Source organism: Blastocatellia bacterium, from assembly GCA_035275065.1.
In the GTDB taxonomy this organism is placed as follows: Bacteria; Acidobacteriota; Blastocatellia; order UBA7656; family UBA7656; genus DATENM01.
Genome location: DATENM010000105.1, coordinates 99544 through 119406 on the forward strand (window position 1 = coordinate 99544; position 19863 = coordinate 119406).

The 19863-nt window shown below is 62.0% G+C and carries 20 protein-coding genes; 7 read left to right on the forward strand and 13 right to left on the reverse strand.

Annotation, left to right across the window (positions count from 1 at the left end; all coding sequences use genetic code 11):
* The gene (ttcA, locus tag VJ464_23415) at window positions 1-918 is read right to left on the reverse strand and encodes a tRNA 2-thiocytidine(32) synthetase TtcA (protein ID HKQ08094.1); all 918 of its coding nucleotides are present in this window, start codon (window positions 916-918) and stop codon (window positions 1-3) included.
* Window positions 919-1102: 184 nt separating this feature from the next.
* Here ttcA and VJ464_23420 point away from each other — a divergent pair, with 184 nt between their 5' ends.
* Window positions 1103-1540 (forward strand): hypothetical protein, encoded by a 438-nt coding sequence (locus VJ464_23420; protein HKQ08095.1) that lies wholly within the window; start codon window positions 1103-1105, stop codon window positions 1538-1540.
* A 14-nt stretch (window positions 1541-1554) separates the two neighbouring features.
* Here VJ464_23420 and VJ464_23425 read toward each other — a convergent pair whose 3' ends face one another.
* The 12 genes from VJ464_23425 to VJ464_23480 all read right to left on the reverse strand — a co-directional run bounded on the left by VJ464_23425 (window position 1555) and on the right by VJ464_23480 (window position 13587).
* On the reverse strand, window positions 1555-3543 hold the full coding sequence (locus VJ464_23425) for a thioredoxin-like domain-containing protein (GenBank protein HKQ08096.1): 1989 nt from the start codon (window positions 3541-3543) through the stop codon (window positions 1555-1557).
* Window positions 3544-3643: 100 nt separating this feature from the next.
* Window positions 3644-4840 carry a 5-amino-6-(D-ribitylamino)uracil--L-tyrosine 4-hydroxyphenyl transferase CofH gene (cofH, locus tag VJ464_23430; GenBank protein ID HKQ08097.1) on the reverse strand — a complete coding sequence of 399 codons (1197 nt, stop codon included), beginning with the start codon at window positions 4838-4840 and terminating at the stop codon, window positions 3644-3646.
* The gene (locus VJ464_23435; GenBank protein HKQ08098.1) at window positions 4841-5263 is read right to left on the reverse strand and encodes a pyridoxamine 5'-phosphate oxidase family protein; all 423 of its coding nucleotides are present in this window, start codon (window positions 5261-5263) and stop codon (window positions 4841-4843) included. It abuts the gene before it with no gap.
* 69 nt (window positions 5264-5332) lie between these two features.
* Window positions 5333-6082 (reverse strand): acireductone synthase, encoded by a 750-nt coding sequence (gene mtnC, locus VJ464_23440; GenBank protein HKQ08099.1) that lies wholly within the window; start codon window positions 6080-6082, stop codon window positions 5333-5335.
* A 38-nt stretch (window positions 6083-6120) separates the two neighbouring features.
* The gene (locus tag VJ464_23445; GenBank protein HKQ08100.1) at window positions 6121-6678 is read right to left on the reverse strand and encodes a cupin domain-containing protein; all 558 of its coding nucleotides are present in this window, start codon (window positions 6676-6678) and stop codon (window positions 6121-6123) included.
* Window positions 6679-6691: 13 nt separating this feature from the next.
* A complete protein-coding gene (mtnB, locus tag VJ464_23450) occupies window positions 6692-7321 on the reverse strand; it encodes a methylthioribulose 1-phosphate dehydratase (protein ID HKQ08101.1) in 630 nt (209 codons plus the stop codon).
* Window positions 7322-7360: 39 nt separating this feature from the next.
* Complete coding sequence (locus VJ464_23455; GenBank protein ID HKQ08102.1) at window positions 7361-8908, reverse strand: MFS transporter; 1548 nt, start codon at window positions 8906-8908, stop codon at window positions 7361-7363.
* Between the two features lie 70 nt (window positions 8909-8978).
* Complete coding sequence (gene cofG, locus VJ464_23460; protein ID HKQ08103.1) at window positions 8979-10175, reverse strand: 7,8-didemethyl-8-hydroxy-5-deazariboflavin synthase CofG; 1197 nt, start codon at window positions 10173-10175, stop codon at window positions 8979-8981.
* A 14-nt stretch (window positions 10176-10189) separates the two neighbouring features.
* Window positions 10190-11131 (reverse strand): LLM class F420-dependent oxidoreductase, encoded by a 942-nt coding sequence (locus VJ464_23465; protein ID HKQ08104.1) that lies wholly within the window; start codon window positions 11129-11131, stop codon window positions 10190-10192.
* Window positions 11128-11586 carry a TIGR03668 family PPOX class F420-dependent oxidoreductase gene (locus VJ464_23470; GenBank protein HKQ08105.1) on the reverse strand — a complete coding sequence of 153 codons (459 nt, stop codon included), beginning with the start codon at window positions 11584-11586 and terminating at the stop codon, window positions 11128-11130. Before VJ464_23470 ends, VJ464_23465 begins: the two co-directional genes overlap by 4 nt.
* 6 nt (window positions 11587-11592) lie before the next feature.
* On the reverse strand, window positions 11593-12654 hold the full coding sequence (locus tag VJ464_23475) for a glycosyltransferase family 2 protein (protein ID HKQ08106.1): 1062 nt from the start codon (window positions 12652-12654) through the stop codon (window positions 11593-11595).
* A 12-nt stretch (window positions 12655-12666) separates the two neighbouring features.
* A complete protein-coding gene (locus tag VJ464_23480; GenBank protein HKQ08107.1) occupies window positions 12667-13587 on the reverse strand; it encodes an LLM class F420-dependent oxidoreductase in 921 nt (306 codons plus the stop codon).
* Between the two features lie 212 nt (window positions 13588-13799).
* Here VJ464_23480 and VJ464_23485 point away from each other — a divergent pair, with 212 nt between their 5' ends.
* From VJ464_23485 to VJ464_23510, 6 genes are all read left to right on the forward strand, one after another.
* Window positions 13800-14141 carry an SdpI family protein gene (locus VJ464_23485; GenBank protein HKQ08108.1) on the forward strand — a complete coding sequence of 114 codons (342 nt, stop codon included), beginning with the start codon at window positions 13800-13802 and terminating at the stop codon, window positions 14139-14141.
* A 153-nt stretch (window positions 14142-14294) separates the two neighbouring features.
* Window positions 14295-14837: a hypothetical protein gene (locus tag VJ464_23490; GenBank protein ID HKQ08109.1), complete on the forward strand. Its 543-nt coding sequence runs from the start codon at window positions 14295-14297 to the stop codon at window positions 14835-14837.
* Window positions 14837-15874 (forward strand): VWA domain-containing protein, encoded by a 1038-nt coding sequence (locus VJ464_23495; GenBank protein HKQ08110.1) that lies wholly within the window; start codon window positions 14837-14839, stop codon window positions 15872-15874. Before VJ464_23490 ends, VJ464_23495 begins: the two co-directional genes overlap by 1 nt.
* A 19-nt stretch (window positions 15875-15893) precedes the next feature.
* The gene (ligD, locus tag VJ464_23500; protein HKQ08111.1) at window positions 15894-16859 is read left to right on the forward strand and encodes a non-homologous end-joining DNA ligase; all 966 of its coding nucleotides are present in this window, start codon (window positions 15894-15896) and stop codon (window positions 16857-16859) included.
* Window positions 16860-16970: 111 nt separating this feature from the next.
* On the forward strand, window positions 16971-17918 hold the full coding sequence (locus VJ464_23505; GenBank protein ID HKQ08112.1) for an amidohydrolase family protein: 948 nt from the start codon (window positions 16971-16973) through the stop codon (window positions 17916-17918).
* Between the two features lie 348 nt (window positions 17919-18266).
* The gene (locus tag VJ464_23510) at window positions 18267-19709 is read left to right on the forward strand and encodes a HEAT repeat domain-containing protein (protein ID HKQ08113.1); all 1443 of its coding nucleotides are present in this window, start codon (window positions 18267-18269) and stop codon (window positions 19707-19709) included.
* Window positions 19710-19863 lie beyond the last annotated feature (154 nt).

Consider the following 19863-nt stretch of genomic DNA (forward strand, 5'->3'; position numbering starts at 1 on the left):
TCAGTTGGCGCGGTTCAGGGTCAGCGACACAAGCGCCGACGCCGCTTCTTCCGTCGTCAGGCTCATGTCGAATTCGTCCGCGTGTCCGAGAGCGGCATCCAGCTCGGCTTCGACGTCGCCGGTGGCCGGCGCGAGGCGCTTGAAATCGAAGCGGCGATGATCCAGCAGGTGCGATGGCACGACGTTGCCGAGCGCCGCGAGCATCGAGTTGCGAATGTTCGGGATGGTCTTTTCAAGCTCACCGATGAGCCGCTTGATCTGTGCGCGCTGCAAGTTCGGCTGCGAGCCGCACAGCGTGCAAGGGATGATAGGGAACTGCATGGCTTCAGCGAAGGCCGCGATGTCGCGTTCCCAGCAGTAAGCCAGCGGGCGGATGACGACGTTGCGCCCGTCGTCCGAGCGCAGCACCGGCGGCATGGCTTTGCCCGAGCCGGCGAAGAAGAAGTTGAGCAGAAAGGTCGTCGTGATGTCGTCGGCATGGTGGCCGAGGGCGACCTTGTTACACCCCTCTTCGACCGCGGCGTTATAAAGAATGCCGCGCCGCAGACGCGAGCAGACCGAGCAGTAGGTCTTGCCTTCGGGCACCAGTCGCTTGACCACCGAGTAAGTGTCCTTGTTAATGATTCGGTGCGGCACGCCGAGCCGCTCAAGGTAATCCGGCAGCACCCGCGCATGCGCTTCATAACCGGGCTGCCCTTGATCGAGATGCACGGCCAGCAGCTCGAAGCGCACAGGGGCGCGCTGTTGCAGGTCGCGCAACAGCTCAAGCAGCGTATAGCTGTCCTTGCCGCCGCTCAGGCAGACCATGACGCGGTCGCCGTCTTCGATCATGTTGAAATCTTGGATGGCTCGACCCGTGGCCCGCAGCAGCTTATGTTTGAGCCGCCCGGCAGTGTGATTTTCTGGTGCCTTCGACATCGAAGGTTGATGGTAGCACACGCCCGCGGGCTCTCGCCATTGCGGCGAAATACGAGTCAACCGCTATTCGGTAATCTGACGCGCAGCCCTGAGACTCGCTGGTCACAGGCTGTGGCGGCGCGGCAGAAAATCATTTATAAATGGCATGTGGCGCCAGCTCAGAATGGGGCAAGGAGTCAACGCAATGAAAAGCCTCGGCGCGCTCATCACCCTGACCTTGCTTGCGCTCACGGCCACCGCGCAGCGGGCGCAGAACAACACCGACGAAGCGCTCAAAGCGCGTAACGCGCCGGACGTCTTCGTCTATAAGGCGTCGTCCATCGGTTCCGACGGAAAGCACAGTTCCAGCTTCACCATTGAAGTGGGCAATAACGGGACGAAGACCATCAGCGCCATCGAGTGGGAATACCAATCGCCCGAAGCGGTCGCCGGGTATGGGGATCACCTGCGCTTTCGCAGCGCCGACTTGAAGATCAGGCCGACAGAAAAGAAGATGCTGACCCGCGAAGTCCGCCACTACACCGTCAGTTTTGTCACCAGCTTCAACCTCAGCACGGTGCGCATTCTTCGCGTCGAGTACGACGACGGCGCCTTCTGGCAGCGCCCGGCTGATGACAAATAGCTTGCCCGGCCGCGTCAGTTCGTCACCTTCAGCGAGTAGCTGGCCGTGAGCTGGCGATTGCCCACGCCCGCTTTGACGCGCACAGGCAGACTGACCATCGCCTCTTTGAAAAAGCAGAGGCTTTCCTTCTTCGCTTCGCAGTAATAGATCACGATGTCGGCCTTCACGGTCGCGTCGCCTGCGCCGAGCTTTACGGACAGGCTGACGGGGAACTGCGGATTGCGCAACGTCTTCTCGCCTTCGGCAAACAGCGGCTGGCCCTGCGAAGTAATCTTTACTACGGTTGGTGCCTGCGCGTTCAGCTTGTAGCCGGCGGGCAAGTCGAGGTTGATCGTCAAGGTCGCCTCGCCCGGCTCGATGGTCTGCGCCGCCAGCTCAACGGCGTCGCCGGCAAAGGTTTTCGAGCGCGCCGTCGGCATCAACTTTTCAAGCCCTTTCAATTGCAGAGTCTCCGTGCGGCGCGTCTTCAAATCAACGACGCGGATGGCGTGATTGTTGGTGTCGGCGACGTAGAGCTTGCCGCCCGCGACCGCCAGGCCAGCCGGCTCGTCAAACCTGGCGCGCGAGCCGTCTTCAAGCCCGCTCTCGCCGGTGCCTGCAAAGGTCTCGGCGGTGCGCTTGTCGGGCGAGACGCGCTTGACCTTGTTGTTGTAGGTGTCTGCGACATAGAGCCAGCCGTCGTGATAAGTCACGCCTAAAGGATGCTGCAATCGCACCTCATCGCCGTGGCCATCGCGGTCGCCGAACTCGAACAGGTCTTCACCCACTATGGTCGTCACGTTGCCCGACGGGTCGAGGTCGGCGGCGCGCACCGAGCTGACTTCGCTATCGGCAAAGTAAAGTTTCTTGCCGTCGGAGGTAATCCCTGAGGGCTGCGCCAGCGCCGCTTTGTCGAGCGGCCCGTCCATGCGGCCTTCGCGGCCTGTGCCGGCGTAAGGGGTGATGCCGCCGGTCTTCGGGTTCATGCGCCAGAGCTGATGCGGCCCGGCCATGGCGATGTAGAGCAAGCCATCGTGCAGCGTCAAATCCCACGGCGAGTTCAACGCCACCTGTCGTCCCTGGCCGCCAAAGGTGACATACTCGCGCGACTGCTCGCCGGTGCCGGCAATGGTCGTCACCGCGCGCTTGCTTAAATCAACGGCGCGGAGCGCATGATTTTCGGTGTCGGCGACGTAAAGGACGTTGGCTGCCGCGTCGAAAGCCATGCCCTGCGGGTGGTTGAAGGTCGCCGAATTGTAGTCGCCGTCACTAAAGCCGATGTCGCCCGCGCCGATGATCTCTTTCACAGAGTTGTCGGCGAGCGAGACGACGACGACGCGGTTGTGATTCGAGTCGCTGACGAATAACTGCTGTGTCTTTTCGTCGGCCAGCACTTTGCCGGGGAAGGCAAGCAAGCCGGTGGGCGTGCGGTGGCGTTCGAGCGCCAGTTTCAATGGCCGGCGATCAATCTGTTTCTTGGCGTCGAAGGTCGCGATCATGCCGCTGATGTAGCGGTCGAGCGCCTCGAAGCCGCCTTCGCCTTCGAGCCGGCCAACGACTTTGCCCGCGGGGTCTATCAGCATCAGCGTCGGCCATGCGCGCACCGCAAACTCGCTCCAGACGCGGTGGTCTTTATCGTTGATGACCGGATGCTCGATCTCGTAACGCAGGATGGCCTGGCGAATGTTGTCGGTCTCTTTTTCTGTGGTGAACTTCGCCGAATGCACGCCGATGACGACCAGCTCGTCGGGGTATTTCTTTTCCAGCTTCTTCAAATTCGGAATGATGTGCATGCAGTTGATGCAGCAGTAAGTCCAGAAGTCGAGCAGCACGATCTTGCCGCGCAGCTCGCGGATCGAGATGGGGCGGTCGGTGTTCAACCACTGCAAGCCTTCGGGGAAATCGGGCGCGTTCACTTTGCCTTCGTATTCGGGCATGGCCTTTTGTCCTTCCTGAACGGTCGCGCCTGCCGAAGCAAGCGCCGGCCCGCCGAGCGTGGCGGCGAGCAACGAGAGTACAAGCATCACAGCAATTCTTTTCATACGCATTGAGGGGCGCGCTGCTGCCATCAGCGAGCGCGCCTGCTTCAAGTATATCGAATCGGAGAAAAGATTTATTCCAGGCTCAATCGGCGTATGTCCGCACGATCTCGTAAAGCGTCGTGCGTTCGGCGGGCGTGCGGCCAAGCTCGCGAATGCGCCTCTGGAATTCTTCGGGAGAAAGGTACTCGCCTGAAGTCGAGCCGGCTTCGCGCGAGATGTTCTCGTTCATCAGCGTGCCGCCATAATCGTTAGCGCCGGCGCGCAGGCAGGCTTGCGTGATCTCGCGCGACATCTTCACCCATGACACTTGAATGTTATCGATCCAGCCTTGCAGCATCAGCCGCGAGAGCGCGTGGACTTTCAGATGCTCCTCGACGGTCGGGCCGGGGCGCGCGTCGCCGGAGCGGTACAATTGCGTGAACTCATGCACGAAGCCGAGCGGCACGAATTCTGTGAAGCCGCCCGTCTCTTTCTGCACGTCGCGCAGCAACATCAGGTGACGCACCCAGTGTTCTACGGATTCCGTGTGGCCGTACATCATCGTCGAAGTCGTGCGGATGCCGAGCCGGTGCGCGGTTCGGATGACGTCGAGCCACTGGCTGACCTTCAACTTGATGCGCTCGATCTGGTGGCGCACGTCGTCGTCTAAAATCTCTGCTGCCGTGCCGGGCAGCGTGCCGAGGCCGGCGTCTTTGAGCATCGCCAGATAATCCTTGAGCGGCATCCCTGTCAGCTCGACGCCATAGACGACTTCCATCGGCGAGAAGGCATGGACGTGCATCCCTGGCGTCGCCGCTTTGATGGCGCGCAGCAGGTCGCGGTAATAAAACGGCTCCAGGTCGCGTGGCAAACCGCCCTGCACGCAGACTTCGCGCGCGCCCATCTCCCAGGCTTCACGGGCGCGGCGCTGAATCTCGTCGAATGAATGAAAGTAAGCGTCCGACTGGCGCGGCGCGCGGCTGAAGGCGCAGAAGCGGCAGCCGACGAAACAGATGTTGGTGAAGTTGATGTTGCGGTTGACGACATAGGTGATCACGTCGCCGACGCGATTGCGGCGAATGTGATCGGCGGCAAGCACGAGGGCTTCTAATTCGTGACCGCTCGTCTGCGCCAGCCGCATGCCGTCATCAAAATCCAGCTCGCGCCCGCCGAGCGCGCGGTCGAGCGTCGCGGCAACCGGGCGGTCAATCTGCGCGAGCAAGGCGTCGAGCCGGCCCGGCGTGTCCCAGTGGATCGCGTTCAGCGCCGCGTTCGAGGGCGCTTTTTCAATCTGTAACATTCAATACTCCCACGAAGTGCCGTCTTCGGGCGTCAGCCGCAGATAGCTCGTCTGCTCGTCACCCACCTGGCCATAGATTTCGAGGAAGGCGGGATCATCGGTCGTGCCAAAGTACTTATCGCCGAGGGCGCGATAGACCGCTTCGCGCTCCTGCGGGTCGTTGACTTCGAGCGCCTGGCCATAAAAAGAGACGCCGCGATACTTCGGCTTGTCGCCGCCGTCAATCACCCAGCCGATGCGCGGCTCGCGTTTAATCGCCCGGCTCTTGGCGCTGGTCGTGTAGGTGCCGACATAATACGCGCCGTTCATCAGCACGTACCACACCGGCACGACACGCGGGTAACCGCGCGCGTCCGTGTAAGCCAGCCGCATCAACTCGCCGGTTTCGCAAAGCTCTTTGAGTCCCGCTGACAGTTCTTTCATAACTCTCCCGCCCCGGCTGCGCGCCCAACAAGTTGAAATCTATCACGCGCCACTTTGGATAGCCATTCTCTACGGCATCACCTCGTCGAGCGAGGAACTGGCGGCGTGTGACGAGGGCGGTTGCGGCGGATTGCCCGGTCGGACGCAGAGCCGCGTGTCAAAGCCCGCCGCGCCCGCCGCGTCGAGCTCGGCAACCACGTCCGAGATGAATAACATCTCTGCCGGCTGACAATCGAGCGCGGCGGCGATGCGGCGGTAGCTCTCTGCGTCGCGCTTCGCGCCGACGCGGGTGTCGAAGTAATCGCGGATGAAGCGCGTCAGGTCGCCGGCTTCGGTATGTGAGAAAAGTAACTTTTGCGCCAGCACGCTGCCCGACGAATAGATGCAGATGTCGCGCCCCGCGTCGTGCCAGCGGACGAAAGCGCGCGGCACGTCGGCGAAGAGTTGCGAGCGCAATTCGCCCGCACGGTAGCCCGCCTCCCAGATGCGCCCCTGCAAGGATTTGAGCGGCGTCACCTTTCTGTCCTGATCCATCAGCCACTCGGCGTAAGCCGCAACCGACGCGAGTCGCGCCTCATCGCTGTCCGCTTGAATCGGCGGCGGCGACAATCCTTGCGCGATGTCGCGGGCCTGCTCGGCGATCAATTGCGCGATGTCGATTTGCACATCGCTGTCTGTAGAGTGGGCGCTCAAAAAGGCATTCAGGCGAAGGCGGGCGTAAGGGAATAGCACCTCATAGACGAAATCAATCGGCGTCGTCGTGCCCTCGATGTCGAGCAGGATGACGCGCGGCGGATGATCGGGAAGTGGCGTGCTCACAACAATCCGTAGGGCGAGGCGTCGCCCGGTTACTTGCGCTACAGGTTCGCGGGGATGTAAGCCGGCCCCAGGCAGAGCGGCTGATAGCCGGCGTCTTTGCCGCTTTCGGTGTAATGCGGTGCCCAGCCCGCCGGGTCTTGAAACAAGCGGATGGCGCGAATCCGCTGGTCCGAGCAGAGATTGAACCAGTGATGCGTGCCGCGCGGCACCGAGATCAAATCGCCGGCTTCGACTTCGATGACCGCCACAGGCCCCGCGCCGGGGTTGATATGAAACAGGCCGCGCCCGGCGATGATGAAGCGCACTTCGTCTTCATCGTGCCAGTGCTCGCTCTTGAACTTCGCCAGCATGATTTCGAGCCCGGGCGTCCGCGGGCTGACGTCAATGACGTCGGCGGTCACATAGCCGCCGCGCGCCTTCAAGGCTTCGATCTCCGCCGCATACGCCTCCAGAATCGCTTCAGCCGGCGCGTCTGCTGCCACGGCGCGCGAGGTGTCCCATCGCTCATAGGTGATGCCGAGCGTCGCCAGATAAGCAATGATCTCATCGCTGTCGCGCAGCGTGCGGTTTTCGTCAGGGATGTTCACGATGGCCATAGTCGTCCTCTTGTCATTCGCCATGCGGGCGATGGCTTCTGCCCGTCACTTCAAGCAGGTATTCGAAAATCTCGACGTGGCGCTTCGCTTCCGCGAGGTCGCGGCCCCAGGTGTAGAGGCCGTGCCGCCGCAACAAGAAACCGTGCGCCCGCGGGTGCGCTTGCAACGAGGCTTCGACCGCCTGCGCCAGCCGCGCCATATCTTGCGAGTTATCAATCACCGGCAGCCACTCGCGGTGTTCGTGCGTCGTCACGCCGTCGAGCCCCTTCAACATCTCGTGGCCTTCAATGGCAATGCCGTCGCGGCTCGCGCCAGAGAGGATATTGCTCCAGACCGAATGCGTGTGCAACACCGCGCCGGCGCCGCGCAGACGGACGACGCTCAGATGCAGCAAGGTTTCAGCCGAAGGCCGACCCGTGCCGGCGACGACCTGTGCCGCCGCATCGATTTCAAGGATGTGCTCGGCGGTAAGCTCGCCTTTGTCAACGCCGCTCGACGTGATGGCCAATCGCAGCGGCGCGCAGCTAGAGACGGCGCTGAAGTTGCCGCTCGTTCCCAGCGCCCAGCCGCGCCCGTAAAACGAGCGGCCCACCGTCGCGAGTTCTGTGGCGAGTGCAAGAAAATCTGTTCGCGGCTCTTTCACTGATCCTGCTTACTCCCGGAAAGCGGTTTGCCGACCCGCTCAGGCCGGCCCGTCTATATCGCTGATTAACTGCCCGTCCGTCTCCAGCTCGTCCCAGATCAGCACATGATTCGTTTCTTTCAGCAGCAGCGACCCGACGACGAAGGTCGTGGCCGCAACCACTATCGGGTAGTATAGCCCCGCATAGATGTTCCCGCTCCCTGCGATCACCGATAACCCGATGAGCGGCAGCAGCCCGCCGAAGACGCCATTGCCGATGTGATAAGGCAGCGACAGCGCCGTGTACCTGATCCGCGCCGGGAAGGCTTCGACCAGGTAGGCGGCGATTGGCCCATAGACCATCGTCACGAATAGCACCTGGACGAAGACCAGCAGGATCAGCTTCCACGCTACCGGGTCGGCGATGAAATTAGAGAAGCCTGTATAGACGAGAACTTCTCTGGCCGGTTGCAGCGCGCCATCGGCCAGGGTTTGCGGCACGAGCGTCAGGGCTCCGGTGACCGGGTTCTTCTGCGAGGCGGCGGTCACGACGTTCGAGCCGGCGGCAGCCTGCATCGCTTTGTAGATCGGGTAGTAAGACACCGCCGCAAGCAAGCACCCCAGCATCATGATCTTCTTGCGCCCGATGCGGTCGGACAGCGCGCCGCAGACAACGAAGAAAGGCATCCCCAGCAACAGCGCCGCCGCGACAACGTAATTAGCGGACGTGGCGTTGACTCTCAGAATCGTTTGTAGATAAAACAGCGCGTAAAACTGGCCGGTGTACCAGACGACGCCCTGACCCGCCGTCGCCCCGAACAGCGAGATCAGCACGCGCTTCATGTTTGCCCACTGCGTGAACGCTTCCTTGAGCGGCTTCGCCGAAGTCATCCCCGCGCCTTTGATGTGCTGGAAGATCGGCGACTCTTTCATGCGCAGGCGGATGTAGAGCGAGATGGCGACCAGGAAGATGGAGAGCAAAAATGGGATGCGCCAGCCCCACGCGCCGAACGCTTCACGGCTCATTAGATTTTGCACCAGCAGGATGACCGCGAGCGAAATGAACAGGCCGAACGTCGCGGTGATCTGGATGAAGCTGGTGTAAAAGCCGCGCCTTGAATCAGGGACGTGCTCGGCAACATAAACCGCAGCCCCGCCATACTCGCCGCCGAGCGCCAGGCCCTGGAGGATGCGAATCAGCAGCAGCGCGATGGGCGCGGCAATCCCTATCCGCGAGTAGGTCGGCAGAAAGCCGATGAGCGCCGTCGCGCCTCCCATCATCAAGAGCGTGATCAGGAAGGCGTACTTGCGCCCGACGAGGTCGCCAATGCGCCCGAAGAACAGCGCCCCGAACGGGCGCACGACGAAGCCGACGGCGAAGGTCGAGAGATAAGCGATCAGCGCCAGCGTTTCATTGCCCGAGGGGTAGAAGAGCGGCGAGATGATCGTCGCCAGGCTGCCGAATATGTAAAAGTCATACCACTCGATCATGGTGCCGACGGCAGAGGCGGCAATGATTTTCCAGATGTCGTAACCACGGGCCGGTGCGGCAGGCTGTTTGTGGTCGAGGCGAGGTTGGGAGCGCGCCGAATAATCGTCCTGGGTCATCGTTCCCTTAAAGTAAACCAGCGGCCTTGAGTCCGTCCAGCGTCAGCAACTTTTAATCAGAAGGCGGGCTTCAGCGGCTCGTGCTTGCCCGGGCATAGCCTTCGGCGTCGGCCAGAGCGCGGACGCGCGGCGCGAGGCGCGCATCCAGATATTCGTCACGATCAATGTATTCGGGGTAGACGCTCAGGCGCTCGGTCAGCTCGTAGCCGCTCTGCGCGGTGCGTGATGCAAGCTCGGCGATGTGCGGCCACGGCTTTTCGGGATTGATGAAATCGATGGTCAGCGGCGAAATGCCGCCCCAGTCGTTCAAGCCGGCCTTCAGTAACGAAGGATACTTTTCGTCCGACAGGTTGGGCGGCGCCTGCACGTTCATGTCGCGCAAGATCAAGCGCGCCACGGCGAGCGTGCGGGCGTGATCATCGGCGCTCGGCTCCTTATGCAAGCGCATGGGGATGTCCGGCTTGGCGCGAAAGTTCTGCACGATGACTTCCTGTATGTGGCCGTAGCGGTCTTGTAATTCCCGAATCGCGAAGAGCGCATCGATGCGCTCGTCGAGGGTTTCGCCGATGCCGATGAGAATGCCTGTGGTGAACGGGATGCGCAGCCGCCCGGCTTCGGCAATCGTCTTCAATCGCAGCGCCGGTCGCTTGTCGGGCGCGCGGTCGTGCGCGAAGCCCGCGCCGGTCAAGCGCGCGCTGGTGGTTTCGAGCATCAACCCCATGCTGGCATTGAACTCGCGCAGGCGCTCTAAATCCTTCCGCCCCATCAAGCCGGGGTTGGCATGCGGTAAGAGGCCGGTTTCTGTTAGCACGCGCTCGCACATCGCGGCCAGATAACCGAGCGTCGTGCGATGGCCGAGCCGCGCCAATGTCTCGCGCATCTCCGGGAAGAGGGCTTCGGGACGGTCGCCGAGACTGAAGAGCGCCTCTTTGCATCCGAGCCGCGCGCCGGCTTCTGCCACGGCGATCACTTCATCGGGTGTCATGGTGTGCGCTCCCGGTTGATGCGGGTCTTTGCGAAACGTGCAGTAGCCGCAGTAATCGCGGCAGAGGTTGGTCAGCGGGATGAAGACTTTCTTCGAGTAGGTGACGCGGCGGCCTTTGATCTCATCGCGCATCTGCGCCGCCGCCGCAAGCAACGAATCGTACGCTTCGCCGTCACCGGCGCGGAGCAACACGCTGGCCCGATCTCGCGTGATCTCGCCTTCGCGCGCCGCGGCCAGCGCTTCGGTAAACGGCATGGTCAACGTTTGAGAAAGCACTTGCATGAGCAACCCGCGACTCAACTGCGGAATGCCGGCATGACTTCTTCGGCAAAGCGGCGTATCGTCGCGTGATCCGCCGGCGTGTGCGGGATGAGGATGAAATGCGTGACGCCGACTTCGACGAATTGATGGATGCGGTCACGCACCTCCGCCGGCGAGCCGATCAGCAGGCCCGGCGCGATGGCTTCAATCGGCGCGCCGAACATCGCCGCGCCGCGCGCGATCATCGTCTGCTTCTCTTCTTCGGAATCGGTGATGAAGGTCATGCCGGCCCATGACACTTCGATCTCATCAAGGTTGCGCCCCGTGGCCGCGCAATGCTCTTGCAGCACGCCGAGCTTATGACGAAAGAGTTCCGGCGAGCCGAAGGTGTTCCAGATGTCTGCGTGCTTGGCGATGACTCGCAGCATCAACTGTTCGCCCGAGCCGCCGATCATCAGCGGCGGGCGCGGCTGCTGCAAAGGCTTCGGCTCGCAGTACGCTTCGACCAGTTGATAATACTTGCCGGCAAACGTCGCCTGCCGTTCGCTCCACAATCGCTTAATGACCTCGCAGGCTTCGTCAACGCGGCGAATGCGCTCGGCGGTCGTGTAGAAAGGGATGCCGTAAGCCGCATGCTCCATCTCGAACCAGCCGGCGCCGATGCCCATAATCAACCGCCCGCCGCTCGTGTGATCTACGGTCGCGCCCATCTTGGCAAGCACCGCCGGGTGGCGATAGGTGTTGCCGGTGACCAGGATGCCGATCTGCGCGAGCGAAGTCTCGCCGGCCAGCGCCGCAAGCATCGTCCAGCCTTCGTAGCATGGCCCCGACGGGTCGCTCAAGATCGGAAAGAAGTGATCGAAGAGCCAGGCCGTGTCATAGCCGGCGCTGTCAATCAATCGCCACGCTTCGCGCAGCGCCTCGTAGGTGACATGCTGCGGCGCTGTCTGTACCCCGAACCGGATTCGTTTCGTCATTGTCTTTCCTCTTCTCTCGCTCCTTGTTCTGACTTCCAGTGCTTCATGCGCGCCGGGCTGATCTTGATCATCGGGCGCTCGTCAATCGCCATGGCGCGATACTGCGGATACTTGTCGCGCAGCATGCGGACGGCGCGGGCGTGCTCGTCACTCCCCGGCTGCATGATCGCTGCAAGCCCGGTGACCAGCACATATGCAAGCTTACTCCAGTCGTCCGCATAATCGTCAATGACCAGGGCGACGTGCGGGTTGCTTTCGATGTTGCGGACGCGCTTCAACTGGCGCGGCGCGACCTGCTTCGGCTTTTCGTCAAGCGGCGAGTAGAAATGATGATCATCGAAGACGTAGCAGATGGGAATGACCGCCGGGCGGCCATCTCCGTCCACCGTCGCCAGCCGCGCGACGCGATGGCCACGGATGAATTTGCCAAGCTGCTGATCGATCACCAAGGCCATGATTGCTCAGGTCGAGCCGTTTTCCAATGCGCGCCGCAGTTGCAAATACTGATCGTAATCTTTGACGTTGCGCATGACCGCAACCCATTCGCTTGCGGCCAGCGCCGTGAAGATGGCCGCAAGCTCGCGGTCTGTGCGCGCCGCCGCCGCTCTTTCTTGCCGGCGTAGCTCTCGGACAGCGCGCCGCTCTCCGAGAGCTTGCCAGAACGCTTGCCAGTAGATGCTGTCGAGACTGAGAGCCGCGCCCAGCAGCTTCAGCCCGAGCCACGCCAGATGCGCGGCAAACCACGCCGGATCGTGCAGGTTGATCCAGGTCATCAGCAAGCGATTGCGCTCGCTAATCAACCGGACGTGGCGCTGCCGCGCGTCGCCGAGGGTCGCGCTGCTGACGTGATGGACGACGCTTGCCGGCTCGTACGCGACCGTCCAGCCGCGCTTCCAGGCGCGATAACAGATTTCAACGTCTTCCCAGTAATTGGGCGCCAGCAATCCGCAGAAGCCGCCGAGCGCCGCGAGCTTGGCCGCATCATAAGCGACATAGCCGCCGCTCGCAAAAAAAGAATAGAAGGGCGACGCGACTTGCGGCAGCCGCGTCGGCAGAATGTCGTAGTTGAGAAAGACGCGCCAGAAACCGCGCTCGAATAAGCCGAGCTTGCCGGCGCCGTCCAGAAAGCCCGTGCCCAGACGGTAAGCTTTGCTACACACGGCAAAGACGCGCCCGTCATCGAAGTGGCTGACCAGCGGGGCGATGGCGTCGGCCTCGACGCGCACGTCGTTGTTGAGCAGGAAGACGACGTCATGGCGCGCTTCGGAAAAGCCGCGGTTGACAGCGCGCAGGAAGCCGAGATTCTCTGTCAGTGCCACAACGCGCAGCGAAGATTGGCCGCCATAATTCGCCGCAAGCCAATCACGCGTGTCATCTGTGCTGGCGTCATCCACGACCAGCAATTCAGCCTTGGCACCGTGCCGGTCGCGGTACCCGTTGATGGCGGCCAGGACGGAGGGCAGGAACTCCGCGAGCAGCCCGCGGCCATTCCAGGTCGGGATAATCACGCTGACGCTGCGCATATCAGCCGTCGCTTAACGAGAGATTTCGAGCAACCGCTCGATCAGGGCGAGGGCGTCGTCCGTCGTCGCCGATGGATCGAAGCCGATGGCCGTTGGCGAATGAATCAAGTGCGTGACGCCGATGTCGCGCAGCCGCTGGATGTCTTCTTTGATCTCCGCGAGCGTGCCCATCATCGGGTGGCGCTCAGGGACGGACTGCTCGAAGACCATCGTGAAAGCGCGAAAGACGACTTCCATCGGCTCGCGTCCGGCGCGCTCGGCGGTCTCGTGAAATTGCTTGATCATGCCTTCGAGCCATTCGAATGACGGCATGCCCGAAGGGTTCCACCCCTGGCCATATTTGACGGCGCGCTCGAAGGTGTACGGGCCGAAGCCGGCGATGTAGATCGGCGGGTGCGGTTTCTGCACAGGCTTCGGGCCGACCTTGGATTCGGGAATGTGATAGTAGTTGCCGTCGAACGCCACCGGGTCTTTTGTCCAGAGCGCCAGCAGAGCTTCGAGGAATTCGTCAGCGCGCGCCCCGCGCCGCTCGAACGGCGTGCCGGCGGCTTGAAATTCGTCACGCGACCAGCCGACGCCGAAGCCGACCAGGGCGCGGCCCTTCGACAGCAGATCGAGCGTCGCCAGCCGCCGCGCCAGTTGGATCGGCGTGTGATAGCCGAGCACCAGCACGCTCGTGCCCAGCTCGATGGTCGAGGTGTGGGCGGCGACGAAAGTCAGGGTTTCGATGGGGTCGAGAACGGTCTGGTAAGCTTCGGGCAGCTTGCCGTCGGGCGCGGCGGGGTAAGGCTCCTGCGGGTTGAGCGGCCAGAGCAAGCGCTCCAACACCCACAGCGAATCATAACCCAGTTCTTCGGCGCGGCGGGCGACGGCGATCAGGCTTTCAGCCGACGCCTGCTGCCCCAGTTGCGGCAACGACATTCCGATTTTCATCGTCACTCTCCTTCAATCAGCGGTCTATGAGGTTATAAAAAGCTTCGCCTCGGAAGTCAACGCGCCCGCGGGCCGCGCAAAAATAAGAAAATTGCAATTCCTCTTATCTTGACGCATGCGGCGCCGGTCGGATTAAATGGAGGTGCTAGGGAAATCACGCCCCTCTTTTCGAGAAAAAGAACGTGTAAAAAATCCGTTGGGTGGACTGCTTTATGACGATCTATGAAGACCTTTTAGTTGTCAGCGATCTGTTGCTGATCCTCTGTGGCGCAACCATGTACTGGTTTTCGCCGCGCCTGCGGCGCAACTGGCTGCTCGGCTATGGCTCGCCGCGCTCGATGGCCAACGACGTTGCCTGGCAGTCGGCGAACCGTTTTGCAGGGATGCTGATGAGCATGCTGGCGCTTGTGGCGATGGCGCTGCACGTCACGCTGCTGCCGCTGATTAATAGCCAGGACGCGGCGCAGGCGCTGGCCGCAGCGGTGGTTTTCGTGCTGCCGTTTTTTGTGATGCTGCTTACAGAAATCTACCTCGCTCGCGTCTTCAGAAGCTAGTGTGATGCGCCGGACACGGCTGGCCTGATGCCATACGGGGCTCGCTGGGCTCGGAGGCGGCGCGCGCTTGCCTATCGCGCGGCGTTTGAAGCCGCCGCCGCGGCTGTGATAATAATTAAAATAGCCCGACACTAGAGCGCGCCGAGAGTCCATATGGCAAAGACTGCTTTTATGCTGCTCGCCTTTGTGCTGCTGGCTGCGACCTCAGCGGCAGCGCAAGCTCCGGCGGCGGTCCCGACACCACCGCCCGCCCGTATGCCAACCCCCCGCGATCAAGAACAATCGCACCTGCCCGACGACATGCGCGTCCGCATGGAGATTGCGCGCGCCGACGCCGAGTACAAGAAAGCGCTCGACGACGCCGATAAGCTGTCGTCGCTTTCAATCGAAGTGGCGCGCGCCTTCCGTGACACAGGCAAACTGGCCGGCGACGATCTGAAGAAAGTCGGCACGATTGAAAAGCTCGCCAAGCGCATTCTGACGCAGGCCGGCGGCGGCGAAGTGGATGACCACGCCGAAGACCTTCAGCACAAGCCGCTCAACGACGCGGTCGAACAGATGAGCGCTGCCGCCGACAAGGTGCAGAAATGCGTCAAAGAGCAGACGCGCTTTGTCGTCTCGGCCACGGTAATCGGCAACGCCAACGATATCATTCATCTCGCCCAGCATATCCGCCGTACCTTGAAAGCAGACTGATGTTGAGCAAGCGCTGCGACCAGCCGAAATCATCAGACGCCCGGCGCGGGCGACCGGCAAGCTGCGCCGCATTGCTGATGCTCGTCGTGCTGCTGGCGCTGCCAGGCTTTAGCGCCGCCGCGCCGCCGCAAGAGAAGAAGACCCGCGCGACTCAACCGGATAAGCCCGCCGCCGCGCCGCCCGAAGCCGAACAGGATGACGTGGTGACGCTGCGCGCCGACCTCGTCGTCGTCAACGTCACGGTGACCGACGCCGCCGGCCAGTACGCGCACGGCCTCAGGGCTAAAGATTTCGCGCTCTTTGAAGACGACGCGGCGCAGACGATCAATTCGTTTTCCGCCGAAGAGTCGCCGTTTGCCGCCGCCATCCTGATCGATATGAGCGGCAGCATGGAATACAAGTTCGGCCAGGTGCGCGGCGCCGCGGCGGCGTTCATCGATCACATCCGCGACGACGATCAAGTGGCGGTCTACGGCTTCAACAACAAGGTGCGGCAGGTTCAGGACTTCACCAACTTGCGCGACATCGCCGACGCCATATGGGATACGAAAGCCGAAGACCGTACGCGCCTCTACGACTGCATGGACGAAGCGGTGGCGGCGCTCGCGGCGCGCTCGGAAAAACGCCGCGCCATCCTGCTGATCTCGGACGGCTGGGATAATCTAAGCTCGAAGGCGACCTTCGAGTCGGCCATGAAGCGGGCGCTGGCCGCGGGCATCGTCGTCTACACCATCGATCTGATTGACGACAACACGCTGATGGGCAGCACGCAGGAAGCGCTGATGCTGCGGCACGGGCGCGGCGAGCTGAAAGAGTTCGCGGCGCAGACCGGCGGGCGCTACGTCCACACGCCGCAGGGCAACGACCTCGAATCGGCTTTTACCAACATCGTTGACGAGCTGCGTAATCAATACACCCTGAGCTTCTACCCGACGAACAAGAAACACGATGGACGCTGGCGACGCTTGACGGTCACGGCGCGCGGCAAAGCGCTCAACGTGCGCGCCCGCCGTGGCTATTACGCGCCGAAATCCTGAAGCGAAAGGCGGACACCGGATGCCGCGCCGCGCCAACCCGACCCGACCGCACGACGATCAAGTTATCTCGACGACGAGCTTTCTTCAAGAACCTGAACCTGCCGGCGACCGGCGGCTGCGCATCGGGCGCACTACGGTCGAAGTCACCAGCCTCGACCGCGTCTACTGGCCGGACGAGGGCTATACGAAAGGCGACCTGCTGGCTTACTACCTAGCCGTCGGCAAGACCATGCTGCCTTACCTGAAAGACCGCCCGACGATCCTCAAACGCTACCCGAACGGCATTCGCGCGCCGATGTTTTTTCAGCACAACGTCGAAGACGCGCCCGACCTGTTAAAGACGATTGAGTTGCAGAGCGAAGCCGGACGGGCGATCAATTATGCGGTGTATAGCGATCTGGCGGCGCTCATCTATCTGGTCAACATGGGCACTATCGAGCAGCACCCGTGGCATTCGCGCGTCGGCGATCTGGATCACCCGGATTATGTGGTCTTCGACCTCGACCCGCACGGCTCGCCGTTCGCGAACGTCCGTCAGGTGGCGCTGATTTTGCGCGACGTGTTGAAAGCGCTGAAGCTCACCGGCTATCCAAAGACTTCGGGCTCGGCAGGCATTCACATCTATGTGCCGCTAGTCAGGCGCTATGATTACGAAGTGGTGGCGCGCTTTGCCGAGCAGGTCTCCGAGCGCGTCGCCGAGCGCGTGCCGCGGATCGCCACGGTCGAGCGCCGGATTGCCGAGCGCAAGAAAGATCAGGTTTACGTAGACTGGCAGCAGAACGCGCGCGGCAAAGCGGCGGCGGCGGTTTACACGGTGCGCGCCAAAGCGGGAGCCAGCGTTTCAACGCCCATCACCTGGCAAGAGATCGCGCGCGGCTTCGAGATCGGCGATTTCACGATCAAGACGGTGCCGCGGCGGCTGGCAAAGAAAGGCGACCTCTGGCGCGACATGTTCAAAAACCGGCAAGCGTTGCCGAAGCTCTAGCCCAACGGTGGCTGTTCGTTGCTCGACTGTCTTACACGATTGCAGGTTGACGTGATAACCGATCCGGCATAAAACCTGTTTGCCGTAAAACCATAGATGAAAGGCTAGACGATGAAATATGGCGCGCTAGTGGCCGTCTTTCTGATCGCGTGTTCGACTTCTGCCGGGCAGACGCCGACTAAAAGAATCAAGCCCCTCGACGATAAGGCGCTCGACGTTCACCTGCATGCAACAAGCCCGGAACCCTATAAGAAAGCCGACTCGGCCAGCTTCGGCGCGCACCGCAAGACCGCCAACCGCATGGTGACCGATCCGGCGGCGCTGTTGAAGCGAACGATTGCCTACATGGACAGCAACAATGTGCGACTGGGCGTGCTCAGCGGCGAGAATGATCTGGTGCAGAGCTGGGCGAAAGCTCACCCCGGTCGGTTCCTCCCTTCGTTCACGCCCGACACGTCGCCCGACACGAAGGATCACCGGGCCGCGGCCATGCAGTTCGAGCGTGAAATTGACCAGGGCAAATGGCGGGCGATGGGCGAACTGGGGCTCGCCTATGACGGGCTGGCGCTGAATGATCCGATGCTATTTCCTTACTATGAAGTCTGCGAACGGAAAGGCATCCCGGTATTCTTTCACACGGGCTTAGACGGCCCGGAGCCACAGCAGTTGGTCTCGCCGAAGTTTAGAGTCGAGCTGGGCGACCCTTTGCTCCTTCAAGATGTGGTGATTCGCTTCCCGAAGCTCAAGGTCGTCATCATGCACATGGGCTGGCCGTTCGCTGATCACGCCCTCTATATGCTCTATGCTTACCCCAATGTCTATCTCGACACGGCGGTGGTCAATTGGATTCTTGGCCCGAGCGTGTTTAATCGGATGCTGAAGGAAGCGGTCGAGACGGTCGGCAGCGACCGGATACTGTTCGGCTCGGACCAGATGGTATGGCCGCAGATGATCACGCCGGCGGTGCAGGCCATTAAGCGAGCGGACTATCTGACGGCGGAAGACAAGCGGCGAATTCTTTGGGAGAACGCCGCTGGTTTGTTGAAGGTGACGCCGTGAATGATCTGGCTCGCATGAAGAGCCATCTATTAAATGGCCCGAACCCTTCGTCGCCGCCGCGCCCCGTGCGTAGGGCTGCCGCAGGGTCTATTTATTCTCTGGACTTGAACCGCCAAGACGCCAAGGACGCCAAGAGAACGCCGAGCTTTTCTTGGCGATCTTGGCGTCTTGGCGGTTTATATCCGATGGTTATTCGAGAATGAATAGGCCCTGAGGGCTGCCGGTCGGCGCTTGACTTAGACGCGGCGGCGGGCAGACAATAGCTCATCGGAAGGACAGGTTCCCGCAAAGCAAGCCCCTCGGCCTCAATCCAAACGGCCAACAGTCTCGCTCCAGAGGTGTTTCGTTATGCATACGACTTTCGCGCGAACCTTGTGCGCCGCTGTGGCTCTTATCCTGTTCGCCACCGCCATCCATGCCAGCGACGAATCGCTTGAAACCTTGCTCGCTTATTTGAAAAGTCCGAACGTCTCGACGCGCCGCGACGCCGCGCGCAAGCTCGGCGAGCGCCGCGAGCGCAACCAGCTCGCCGTCGAAGCGCTCGCCGTCAGCGCCCGCAAAGACGATGACCGCGAGGTCCGCCTTGAAGCGGTCAACGCCCTCGGCAAGCTCAAAGACTTTACGGCGCTTCCAGACATGCTCGGCGCGTTGAAAGACCCCAGCGACCCTGTGCGCGACGCCGCCGTCAAAGCGCTGGTCATGCTCTACACCGAGCATGACATCGATTTCATCACCAACCGCCGCGACGGCTGGAACTGGTTCAACCCGTTTCTCGACACCAGCGACCATGCCATCGTCGAGCCGTACATCTTCGTCCAGCCCGAGATCATTCAAGCGCTCGGCGACACGGCACGCGGCGACGGCGTGCGCGACGTGCGGGTGTCGGCCATTCGCGCCCTCGGCGTGCTGCGCGGCGGGACGGCCATCCCGCAACTCGCCGACGCCTTGAACGCCGACCAGGACGTGCGCATTGACGTGATTCGCGCCTTCATCAAGATCGGCGACCCGGCGGCGGGCCGCTACCTCATCCCCTACTTCCGCGACTCGAATCACAAAGTCCGCACCCAGGCGATGGTCGCCGCAGGCTTGCTCAAGTACCGGGCGGCGGTCGAGCCGCTGCTGTCGGTTTACGGGCTGGGGCCGGAGAAGAAAGGCACGGTGGCCAAAGTCATGCACAAGGTGAAAGGCCGCCTCAGCTATCTGCCGCCGCGCGACGAAGCGGCGCTGTGGGCGCTGTCGTTGATCGGCGACGACCGCGCCGAGCAAACCTTCGTCGAGAACATGACGGACAAAGATGGCGACCGCCGCCAGTACGCCTTTGAAGGGTTGGCGCGCATTGGCGAGGCGCGTTATCTCGATCAAATCTCGCGGCTGGTCTTGACCGAAGGCAATGGCGACGTCAAGCTCGCCGAGTATTTCGCGCTCTACAAGATGGGCAGTCGCCCGAACATTCAGAACATCATCCGCAAGCTCGACACCGACCAGCAAGACCAGGCGCGCGCTTACCTGATGGAAGCCCATCCGGCCGACCTCTACCCGCACGTGCGTTCGAGCAACCGCATCGTCCGCCAGCAGGTCATCGATATTCTGGGCCGCATCGGCGACGCCGACACCATCAGAGAGTTGCAGCCTATCGCGCAGACTTCGGGGGCCGAGACCTCGGAGATCGCTCACCTCGCCATCAAGCGCATCGAGTGGCGTCTGTCAGGCCGCCCGCGCGTCCACGACCCGGCCATGCGCCGCACTTCGGAAGCCGATGCGCCGCGCCCGCGCCGCGCCGCGAACCCGTAATGGGAAGGAGGCAGGAGGCAGGAAGCAGGAAGCAGTAAAACCGGCTGCCAACATTCAAAGGCAGCAAGCGTGAGTCATCGCTCAACACTTGCTGCCTTTTTCCTGACTGCCTCCTGCTTCCTGCTTCCTGCCTCCTTCTCTGTTGCTCCTGCTC

Excerpts from the sequence above, each read along its gene's own strand:
- VJ464_23465 (HKQ08104.1), bottom strand. The coding sequence starts at position 11,131 with ATGACGAAACGAATCCGGTTCGGGGTACAGACAGCGCCGCAGCATGTC.
- VJ464_23495 (HKQ08110.1), top strand. The coding sequence starts at position 14,837 with ATGTTGAGCAAGCGCTGCGACCAGCCGAAATCATCAGACGCCCGGCGC.
- VJ464_23425 (HKQ08096.1), bottom strand. The coding sequence starts at position 3,543 with ATGCTTGTACTCTCGTTGCTCGCCGCCACGCTCGGCGGGCCGGCGCTT.
- cofH (HKQ08097.1), bottom strand. The coding sequence starts at position 4,840 with ATGTTACAGATTGAAAAAGCGCCCTCGAACGCGGCGCTGAACGCGATC.
- VJ464_23505 (HKQ08112.1), top strand. The coding sequence starts at position 16,971 with ATGAAATATGGCGCGCTAGTGGCCGTCTTTCTGATCGCGTGTTCGACT.
- ligD (HKQ08111.1), top strand. The coding sequence starts at position 15,894 with ATGCCGCGCCGCGCCAACCCGACCCGACCGCACGACGATCAAGTTATC.
- VJ464_23420 (HKQ08095.1), top strand. The coding sequence starts at position 1,103 with ATGAAAAGCCTCGGCGCGCTCATCACCCTGACCTTGCTTGCGCTCACG.
- VJ464_23470 (HKQ08105.1), bottom strand. The coding sequence starts at position 11,586 with ATGGCCTTGGTGATCGATCAGCAGCTTGGCAAATTCATCCGTGGCCAT.
- VJ464_23490 (HKQ08109.1), top strand. The coding sequence starts at position 14,295 with ATGGCAAAGACTGCTTTTATGCTGCTCGCCTTTGTGCTGCTGGCTGCG.
- VJ464_23480 (HKQ08107.1), bottom strand. The coding sequence starts at position 13,587 with ATGAAAATCGGAATGTCGTTGCCGCAACTGGGGCAGCAGGCGTCGGCT.
- VJ464_23435 (HKQ08098.1), bottom strand. The coding sequence starts at position 5,263 with ATGAAAGAACTGTCAGCGGGACTCAAAGAGCTTTGCGAAACCGGCGAG.
- VJ464_23485 (HKQ08108.1), top strand. The coding sequence starts at position 13,800 with ATGACGATCTATGAAGACCTTTTAGTTGTCAGCGATCTGTTGCTGATC.
- VJ464_23475 (HKQ08106.1), bottom strand. The coding sequence starts at position 12,654 with ATGCGCAGCGTCAGCGTGATTATCCCGACCTGGAATGGCCGCGGGCTG.
- VJ464_23455 (HKQ08102.1), bottom strand. The coding sequence starts at position 8,908 with ATGACCCAGGACGATTATTCGGCGCGCTCCCAACCTCGCCTCGACCAC.
- VJ464_23510 (HKQ08113.1), top strand. The coding sequence starts at position 18,267 with ATGCATACGACTTTCGCGCGAACCTTGTGCGCCGCTGTGGCTCTTATC.
- ttcA (HKQ08094.1), bottom strand. The coding sequence starts at position 918 with ATGTCGAAGGCACCAGAAAATCACACTGCCGGGCGGCTCAAACATAAG.
- cofG (HKQ08103.1), bottom strand. The coding sequence starts at position 10,175 with ATGCAAGTGCTTTCTCAAACGTTGACCATGCCGTTTACCGAAGCGCTG.
- VJ464_23445 (HKQ08100.1), bottom strand. The coding sequence starts at position 6,678 with ATGGCCATCGTGAACATCCCTGACGAAAACCGCACGCTGCGCGACAGC.